The organism is Nocardioides sp. CPCC 206348 (assembly GCF_048654705.1).
Classification (GTDB): domain Bacteria; phylum Actinomycetota; class Actinomycetes; order Propionibacteriales; family Nocardioidaceae; genus Nocardioides.
In genome coordinates, this window is sequence record NZ_JBMCZA010000162.1 from 53,291 (window position 1) to 55,053 (window position 1,763).

General features: G+C 64.9%; 4 protein-coding genes. 1 reads left to right on the forward strand and 3 read right to left on the reverse strand.

All coding sequences use genetic code 11. From position 1 onward, the window contains the following. Window positions 1–98: 98 nt before the first annotated feature. On the reverse strand, window positions 99–434 hold the full coding sequence (locus tag ACOADB_RS12290) for a hypothetical protein (RefSeq protein WP_378598725.1): 336 nt from the start codon (window positions 432–434) through the stop codon (window positions 99–101). A gap of 77 nt (window positions 435–511) precedes the next feature. Beyond that, the gene (locus tag ACOADB_RS12295; protein ID WP_378598728.1) at window positions 512–739 is read right to left on the reverse strand and encodes a hypothetical protein; all 228 of its coding nucleotides are present in this window, start codon (window positions 737–739) and stop codon (window positions 512–514) included. Window positions 740–885: 146 nt separating this feature from the next. Here ACOADB_RS12295 and ACOADB_RS12300 point away from each other — a divergent pair, with 146 nt between their 5' ends. Next, window positions 886–1,197: a hypothetical protein gene (locus ACOADB_RS12300; RefSeq protein ID WP_378598731.1), complete on the forward strand. Its 312-nt coding sequence runs from the start codon at window positions 886–888 to the stop codon at window positions 1,195–1,197. 221 nt (window positions 1,198–1,418) lie between these two features. Here the strand turns inward: ACOADB_RS12300 and ACOADB_RS12305 are convergent. Then, on the reverse strand, window positions 1,419–1,763 hold a 345-nt coding region (locus ACOADB_RS12305), incomplete at its 5' end, for an HNH endonuclease signature motif containing protein (RefSeq protein ID WP_378598734.1).

The following is a 1,763-nucleotide window of genomic DNA, read 5'->3' on the forward strand; positions in this document are numbered from 1 at the left end:
CGCTGCCGTCGTGCGCCCATGTGCCCGCCCGTGCGGGTTCCCGCACCGACAGCGGCATGGTCCGGCGTTCCGCTCCGACAGCGGCTTGGTCGGGCGCTTCAGTGCGGTTGATCCGGCAACTCCGGTGTTGGTTCCCACCGCAGGAAGACCCACATCTCGTCGCCCTGAAGATCGCGATCTGCGTGGTCGACAGCAACGAACTCGGTAGACATGTCGGGCAGGAAGTCCGCCAAGAAGTACGCCTCCGACTCAGATACACACTCGCGCTGCAACGGGCCAGCGTCGCCTTCGTACAGGAACCGAGCGACAACGTGCGCTCCGCGATCCAACTCTCCCGAGTACTCCACTGCCACGCCACGGAGGTCCTGAGTCACGTGCTCCCAAAGCGCCCGTTGCATCGACAGCAGGATCTCGGTTCTTAGGCCGTCGCTCATGCGTCGCAGTCTGCCCGAGTGCCGGAACTCGTGACCGCACGTCGGCACGGCCGATCAGCTGCAAGAGCGCGAAGGGCTCAGGGCTGTGCAGCGAGGATCGCTCGACCGAGGGCCGTTGCGCGAACCCACAGACCACCGTCATTCCACGACCCAACCTGGTTGACGAAGTCCTGCATCTCCATCCATCGGAGCTGGCGAGTCAACTGAGCCTTGTTTAAGCCACAAGTGTCGAGCAGATGCGCACCGCTTGCCTCGCCACCGCACTCCACGACCGTCGCGAGGATCTCGGCGACCTTCGAGGTCACGGTTGGCTCAAAGGGCACGCGCACATGTTGTCACGGGTAGGTCTCGCGGCAGGCTGAGTTCGCGCTCTGCATGCCGCTCCCCGTTCGGGCAGATCCCGCTCCGACAGCGGCATGACAGGGCAGTCCATCGGTGCAACGATCCATCCATGCCGAGGTGGGTGCGGTCGCACTGGGATGAAGGGGACGTAACCTTCCTCTGGGAAGTCGCAGATGACGGCTGGATCACGCGATCCGTCGAACTGGCGGGGTCTGAACGCCGCCCGCGGGCTGCAGCTGCACTTGATGAGGTTGTCGCCGCGCGTGACGCCAGTGGGATCGCTGCGGTCCAGGCGTATGAGGGCCGGTACGGCATTGCTCCGGAGAAGCCCCTCCAAGACTGGGACTTCCCGCATGACGACATCGACAAGTCTGAGTTCGAGCGCGAGTGGGGCGAAGCTCGCAAAGTGCTCGACGACTAGGTGCGATGCGCGGCTCCGCTCCCGTCGCGGCACAGTCGGACGGAACGGGTGCGCGTCGTACCTGACGAATCTGTCCTGTTTTGGCCGTTCGGACGACAGATTCGTCAGGTGCGTTGAGCCGAGGAGGCCGCACGGTCCTCGGCAGATCCGCGCAGTTCCGGGGCACGCCAAAACGGCGCCTGCCGCGACGTCACCTTCATCGAGTTCCGACGAGCCACGGCCTATCTCCGTCGGTGAAACCTGACATTCCCATTCGCCAACAACTCGTGCGAGTACGCATGGTCGTGAATCCGGTGATGGTGGTGGCTGCAGAAGCAGATCCCGTCCTCGAGGTCGGTCTTCCCACCCTTTGACCACGGTTTCAGGTGGTGGGCCTCGGTCCACGCGGCCGGGACGTCGCAGCCCTCGGCACGGCAGCCCTTGTCACGTAAGCGGAGGGCCTTGCGCTGCGCCTTGGAGAACAGCCGTTGCGACCGGCCGAGATCGAGCACCTGACCCTTGCCGCCGAGCACCACCGGGATGATCGATGCCTGGCAGGCGAGCCGCCGGGCCTCGGATGCCGAGAT

What these genes read in the sequence shown, in the direction of transcription:
- ACOADB_RS12290 (WP_378598725.1), bottom strand. Translation starts at nt 434, where the DNA reads ATGAGCGACGGCCTAAGAACCGAGATCCTGCTGTCGATGCAACGGGCG.
- ACOADB_RS12300 (WP_378598731.1), top strand. Translation starts at nt 886, where the DNA reads ATGCCGAGGTGGGTGCGGTCGCACTGGGATGAAGGGGACGTAACCTTC.